Source organism: Limnohabitans sp. (assembly GCF_040400975.1).
GTDB lineage: Bacteria > Pseudomonadota > Gammaproteobacteria > Burkholderiales > Burkholderiaceae_C > Limnohabitans_A.
The window spans coordinates 24,188-30,766 of sequence record NZ_JBBAPF010000029.1; the positions used below are offsets into that span (position 1 = coordinate 24,188).

The window sequence follows — 6,579 nt, forward strand, 5'->3', positions numbered from 1 at the left end:
GATGGCCTTCCTTGGAACCACAAGCGCGTGTACAGGGTGTATTGCGATATGAGGCTCAACATGAAACGGCGAACTAAAAAGCGGTTTATTACACGTGAGCGTCAGCCGCCGTGCCCAAGCTGCGCAACCTTCTCCGGCGCGACACCTTCACGAATGCAAATAAACAGAGCAAACAAAAAGGCGCCCCATCAAGAGTCGCCTTTGATACACACGCGAGCCAAAACTAATTAGGTTCTGACCCCAATTAAGACTCAGTGCGCCAAGATCTTGTTCAAGAACTCTTTGGTGCGCGGTTGGCGGTTTTCTGGGTGATTAAAAAACTCATCCTTCGAGCAGTCTTCCAAAATCTTGCCGCCGACATCCATGAAGATCACACGGCTGCCCACTTTGCGGGCAAAGCCCATTTCGTGGGTCACGCACATCATGGTCATGCCTTCGTTGGCCAAGTCCACCATCACGTCCAACACCTCGCCCACCATCTCGGGGTCGAGTGCTGAGGTGGGTTCGTCAAACAACATCACGATGGGGTCCATGCTCAAGGCACGGGCAATGGCCACGCGTTGTTGTTGGCCGCCAGAGAGCTGGCCTGGGAACTTGTCTTTGTGCGCCATCAGGCCCACACGCTCTAGGTATTTCAAACCGTGTGCGTGCGCCTCGTCTTCGCTGCGGCCCAACACCTTTTGCTGCGCGATGGTCAGGTTCTCGGTCACCGACAAATGCGGGAACAACTCAAAGTGCTGAAACACCATGCCCACGCGGCTGCGCAGTTTGGGCAGGTTGGTGTCTTTGCCGTGCACCGCAATGCCGTCTACAAAAATCTCACCTTGCTGGAAAGGCTCCAAGGCGTTGATGGTTTTGATGAGGGTGGATTTGCCTGAGCCTGATGGACCACAGACCACGACCACTTCACCCTTTTGGATGTTGGTGGAACAGTTGTTCAGCACCTGGACGGGGCCGTACCACTTGGAAACATTTTTTAATTCAATCACGATGAACTCCAGCGCAACTTAACGCTTAGCGAATGATGGCAATGCGCGCTTGCAAGCGACGCACGAGGGCCGAGAGGCCAAAACAAATCACGAAATACACCAAGGCGGCCAAGATGTACACCTCTTCCACGCGGCCATAAATCTTGCCTGCGGTGACAAAGCCCTTGAGCAAGTCATACGCACCAATGGCGTAGACCAACGAGGTGTCTTGGAACAAGATGATGGTTTGCGTGAGCAACACAGGAATCATGTTGCGAAAAGCTTGTGGCAACACAATGAGGCGCATATTTTGGCTGTATGTCATGCCCAAAGCTTGACCCGCCATCACCTGACCACGCGGGATGGACTGAATACCAGCCCGCATGATTTCGCTGAAGTACGCTGCCTCAAAAGCCACAAAGGTAATCGTGGCAGACAGCTCAGCGCCGATGGAGCGGCCAATCAAAAACGGAATCAGCAAGAAGAACCACAGAATCACCATCACCAAGGGAATGGAGCGCATGCCGTTCACATAAATGACGGCGGGCAGTTCTAAAAACTTGTTACCCGACAAGCGCATGAGCGCGAGGATGGTTCCAAACACGATGCCGCCGATGGTGGCGATGATGGTCAGCTCCACGCTGAACAACATGCCCTTCAACACAAATTTGTTGAAGATGTCCCATTCGACAAAAGAAAAATCGAGTGCGCTCATGTTCAGTGCCCCCCGCCCACATTGCCCGCAACCACAAGGCCGGGGATTTGCATGCGGCGTTCCACGAAGGCCATCACACGGTTCACAGCAAAGGCGGACACGGTGTACAGCGCCGTCACGGCCAAGTACACCTCAATGCCACGCGAGGTTTCTTCTTGCACTTGCATAGCGTACATGGTGAGTTCGGCAATCGACACAGCAAAAGCCACCGATGAGTTCTTGAGCAAGTTCATGGACTCGCTCGTAAGCGGCGGCCAAATGGTACGAAACGCAATGGGCAGCAGCACATAGCGATACGTTTGCCAAGTGGTAAATCCCATGGCCATGGCTGCATAACGCTGGCCGCGTGGCATGGCTTGGATACCGGCGCGCAGCATCTCGGCAATACGTGAGGAGGTGAAGAAGCCTAGGCCCAACACCACCAACACAAACCCCGGCACTTGTTGCATGGCCGGAAAGACCTTGGGCAACACAAAGTACCAGAGGAAAATTTGGACCAACACGGGGATGTTGCGAAACAGCTCCACCCACGCGTTGGCGAATCTAGCTAACCAAACATTCAAACGCGTATCTTGGGGCAAGGTGCGCAGAATGCCCATGAGGCATCCCGACGCAACCGCCACCACCCAGGCACTGCCCGCTACAGAAAGCGTCCAGCCCCAGGCTTCAAACATCCACTCGAGGTAGGTTCGTCCCCCACCGTCGTCCTGAAAAAAAACCTGCCAATCGAGTGTCATGTCTATACGTCTTCTAAATTACTTCTTGGCGTAGGCTTCGACAGGCTTGTCGTTCAAGCTTTTCCAAGCATCCTTGTTCGCATCGCTGGCAGGCATGCCGAGCTTGATGTTCTTTGGAGGAATTGCTTGTGTGAACCACTTGTCGTACATCTTGGCGAGTTCGCCAGACTTGGCCAAACCAGCAATGGTCTCGTCAGCCAACTTCTTGAACGCTGGGTCGTCCTTGCGGAACATGATGGCAATAGGTTCGACGTTCAACACTTCGCCCACGATTTTGAAATCGCCAGGTGCTTTGGAGTTGGCAATGTTGCCAGCCAAAATTTGGCCGTCCATCACGAACGCATCAGCGCGGCCAGACTCGAGCAACAAGAAGCTGTCTGCGTGGTCTTTGCCGAACACTTCTTTGAAGTCAACGCCAGTGGCGCGCTCGTTCTTGCGCAAGAGTTGCACAGAGGTGGTACCCGTGGTGGTGGCCACGTTCTTGCCGTTCAACTGAGCAATAGAAGTGATGCCAGAGTTAGCGCGCACAGCGATGCGCACTTCTTCCACGTAAGTGGTGAACGCGAAAGCGACTTGCTTTTGGCGAGCTTCGTTGTTGGTGGTTGAGCCGCACTCAATATCCACCGTGCCGTTTTCAGTCAAAGGAATACGGTTTTGTGAAGTCACAGGTGTGTATTTCACTTCCAGTTTTTTGCCGACTGCTTTTTCAACGTTGGCAATGATGCGCTGGCAAATCTCAACGTGGTAGCCCACATACTTACCGTCACCCAAGGTGTAAGACAAAGCGCCAGAAGAGTCACGCACACCCATAGTGATTGAGCCTGCGGCTTTGACTTTGGCAATGGTGTCATTGGCTTGCGCGAAGGCTGTGCCAGTCAAAAGGGCGGCAACAGCCAAGGTAAAGAGATGCTTTTTCATAGAAGGAACCATTTGGAGTAAAGGTATCTATTGGACACACAACGGCACCCCGCCCTGACACGGAACAACCCTAGAAATTAATGCAGATTAGCCATAGATGTATGCGAAATACGCATAAGGTGGAGCAGCTCATTGTTCTAACAAATGACGCCAAAGCAAATCTGCCATTTCAGGGCTGGGGTGAAACGACTGTGGTTTTTGTCGGTACGCACGAATCTCCATGACAACCTCTAGCGAAGGCCCATTGGGCAGACGTAATTGCACCAGCTTTTGCTCTCGCACTTCTTTTTGAACGGAGCTCAACGGCAAGAAGGCCACGCCATGTCCCTCCAAGGCCATCGCCTTCAAGCTCTCGGCCATGTCGGTTTCATAGACACGATTCAAGTGCACCGCAGTTTTGATGTCATTCAATAAAAAATCAACTACACGACCTAGATAAGCGCCGGAGGCATACGCGAGGTATGGCGTTGATTTGCGTGCAGTGGCTGGCAACAAAAAGCACGACTGCCCCGCCTCGCTAACTTTGGCAAAAGGCGCGAGTACCTCTTGCCCTAACACGACCATGTCAAATCGATCAGGGTCGAGCTGCAAGGGCTGTGAAGGATGGTGATAAGCAATCAAAAAATCGCAGCCACCTTCGACTAATCGCAAAACTGCATCGTGCACATTCAAAGCAGTGAGCCTGGTTTTAATTTCCCCAAACTGCTGCTGCAAGCCGGCAATCCAGCTTGGGAAAAACGTCAATGCCAGCGTATGCGGGACAGCAAACTCCACCACGCTCTGGTTGTTGGATGCATGTCCTCGCAACATGGAGCGCCAGGTTTGCAAAGATTGAAGCATGTCAATGGCTTGCGCATGCAAGGTCTGTCCAGCGGCGGTCAAGCGCGTCGGGTAAGAACTGCGGTCTACCAAATCCACACCCGCCCAAGCCTCTAGCGCCTGAATGCGGCGAGAAAAAGCGGGCTGTGTGACGTGACGCAATTTAGCGGCTTGACTGAAACTTCTTGTTTCAGCCAAGCTCACAAAGTCTTCCAACCATTTAGTTTCCATGCGTCAGATTATGCGACGCACACACAAACACATGCGCCGTCTGTGTATGCAAGTCTTGCATGACTTCTCTCGATCTTGGCCTTGGACATGGCTCGCTTGGTTGCTTAAGCTCACCAGCGACTCATCAGTTCATCAAGGAAGCCTCATGTCCTCTATTGCCCCCAACACTCACACACTCCCGTCTTATTTGCCCGCTCATGAATTGGGGCCTTGGGGCACCTACTTGCAGCAAGTCGATCGTGTCACGCCTTATTTAGGCTCACTGTCGCGCTGGGTTGAAACGCTCAAACGCCCTAAGCGCATTTTGATTGTGGATATTCCTATTCAAATGGACAACGGCACCATCGCACATTTCGAAGGCTACCGTGTGCAGCACAACACATCACGCGGACCGGGTAAGGGCGGTGTGCGCTTTCACCAAGACGTCACGCTGTCTGAAGTCATGGCTCTGTCTGCTTGGATGTCGGTCAAAAATGCCGGTGTCAACCTGCCCTTCGGGGGCGCCAAGGGTGGCATTCGCGTGGATCCTCGCCAACTCTCGCGGGGCGAATTGGAGCGCATCACGCGCCGCTACACCAGCGAGATTGGTGTGATCATTGGCCCCACCAAAGACATTCCCGCGCCCGATGTGAACACCGACGAGCGTGTGATGGCCTGGATGATGGACACCTACTCCATGAACGAAGGTAGCACCGCCACAGGCGTGGTGACGGGCAAACCAATTGCCTTAGGTGGATCGCTTGGGCGACGTGAGGCCACGGGCCGAGGTGTGTTTACCGTAGGCATAGAAGCCGCTCAAAGAATTGGACTTGACATCACAGGCGCGCGTTTAGCGGTTCAAGGCTTTGGCAATGTCGGTGCCGTGAGCGCACAGTTGTTTGTGGAGGCGGGTGCTCATTTGGTGGCCGTGCAAGACCACACAGACACGCTCTACAACCCAGCAGGATTGGATGTGGCAGCACTGCAAGCGCACGTCAAAGCACACGGCGGTGTTGCAGGTTTTACGGGCGCGGAGCGCATCACACCCGCTCAGTTTTGGGAGGTCGATTGCGACATCTTGATCCCTGCCGCACTTGAACAACAAATCACTGAAGAAAACGCGCCCAAAATTCGTGCCAAGCTCATCATTGAAGGCGCCAATGGCCCCACCACGCCGCAGGCCGATGACATTTTGGCGGAGCGACACATTCTGGTTGTGCCCGACGTGATTGCCAATGCGGGTGGCGTGACCGTGAGTTACTTTGAATGGGTGCAAGATTTTTCCAGCTTTTTTTGGAGCGAAGACGAAATCAATGCACGTTTGGTCAAGGTCATGCGCGACGCTTTTTCCCACATTTGGCAAACGGCACAAATACATAAGGTCAGCTTGCGCACCGCGACCTTCATCGTGGCGTGTACCCGCATCTTGCAATCGCGTGAGTTGCGCGGGCTTTATCCCTGATTGGCTTTTGCACTGCCTTGCAAGTGCGCCAAGGCCAAGCACAGGTCCGCCCAAACCTTGGCCTTCTCAGGCAAGTTACGCAGCACATAGGCAGGGTGATAGGTCACCACCACCGGCACACCTTGGTATTGGTGCACACGGCCACGCAGTTTGCCCACGGGTGTGGTGTCCACCTCGGGAACGCTGTCGCGCAACAAGGCCTGCACCGCAAAACGGCCGACAGCCAAAATCATTTTGGGTTTGAGCAACGCGACTTGAAAATCCGTAGGTCCCTGGGTTCAGGATTCTTTTTTAAAACTAACCGACCTTCTTTGACTTGTAAATTTCGCGAACCTTTGATGTGTCAAAAAGAGCTTTCTTGGCATTTGGCGCTTTGATGTTTTCAACAATGGCTTCGCCAGATGCCCTGTCATAGTGCTTTTGAATAATGCCCACTGAGTTGCCCAGCTGTTTGGACAAATCCCGAATAGGCACAGCGTCGTAATTCATCACTGTGGTAGCGTAGGTACTTCGCAAGCTGTAAAACACGCGCTTACGCCCTGTAATCGGGTCTATGAGCAGGTTGTGCTCCTCAAGGAAGCTTTCAAAAACATGGTTGAAGCTGCCAGGCCCCAGCCCATCCTTAGTTCGGAACACAAAACGTTCATCGTTCTTTTCAGTCAATTTACGAACGCTGGTTTTTTCACCTACGTAGTTAGTCGCCCCTGCAAAATTCATTTCAAGCCAGCGCCCAGCGTTGATCTGAGTTTT

Annotated in this window: 6 protein-coding genes and 2 pseudogenes; 1 reads left to right on the forward strand and 7 read right to left on the reverse strand. The window is 53.2% G+C overall.

Annotated elements, in window-relative coordinates:
- Positions 1 to 251: 251 nt before the first annotated feature.
- The 5 genes from ABWQ00_RS13880 to ABWQ00_RS13900 all read right to left on the reverse strand — a co-directional run bounded on the left by ABWQ00_RS13880 (position 252) and on the right by ABWQ00_RS13900 (position 4,388).
- Complete coding sequence (locus ABWQ00_RS13880) at positions 252 to 989, reverse strand: amino acid ABC transporter ATP-binding protein (protein WP_353239257.1); 738 nt, start codon at positions 987 to 989, stop codon at positions 252 to 254.
- Positions 990 to 1,014: 25 nt separating this feature from the next.
- Complete coding sequence (locus tag ABWQ00_RS13885; RefSeq protein WP_201746938.1) at positions 1,015 to 1,683, reverse strand: amino acid ABC transporter permease; 669 nt, start codon at positions 1,681 to 1,683, stop codon at positions 1,015 to 1,017.
- Between the two features lie 2 nt (positions 1,684 to 1,685).
- Entirely contained in the window at positions 1,686 to 2,420 is a 735-nt protein-coding gene (locus ABWQ00_RS13890; protein WP_353239258.1) for an amino acid ABC transporter permease, read from the reverse strand.
- Between the two features lie 18 nt (positions 2,421 to 2,438).
- Entirely contained in the window at positions 2,439 to 3,338 is a 900-nt protein-coding gene (locus tag ABWQ00_RS13895; protein WP_353239259.1) for an amino acid ABC transporter substrate-binding protein, read from the reverse strand.
- Positions 3,339 to 3,467: 129 nt separating this feature from the next.
- Positions 3,468 to 4,388, reverse strand: a complete 921-nt coding sequence (locus tag ABWQ00_RS13900; RefSeq protein ID WP_353239260.1) for a LysR substrate-binding domain-containing protein — start codon at positions 4,386 to 4,388, stop codon at positions 3,468 to 3,470.
- A gap of 145 nt (positions 4,389 to 4,533) precedes the next feature.
- Here ABWQ00_RS13900 and ABWQ00_RS13905 point away from each other — a divergent pair, with 145 nt between their 5' ends.
- A complete protein-coding gene (locus ABWQ00_RS13905) occupies positions 4,534 to 5,829 on the forward strand; it encodes a Glu/Leu/Phe/Val family dehydrogenase (RefSeq protein WP_353239261.1) in 1,296 nt (431 codons plus the stop codon).
- Here ABWQ00_RS13905 and ABWQ00_RS13910 read toward each other — a convergent pair.
- Positions 5,820 to 6,086 (reverse strand): annotated as a pseudogene (locus tag ABWQ00_RS13910) (uracil-DNA glycosylase family protein); the annotation flags it as partial. The gene ABWQ00_RS13905 and the pseudogene ABWQ00_RS13910 overlap by 10 nt on opposite strands.
- Before the next feature lie 40 nt (positions 6,087 to 6,126).
- A pseudogene (locus tag ABWQ00_RS13915) lies at positions 6,127 to 6,579 on the reverse strand (hypothetical protein); the annotation flags it as partial.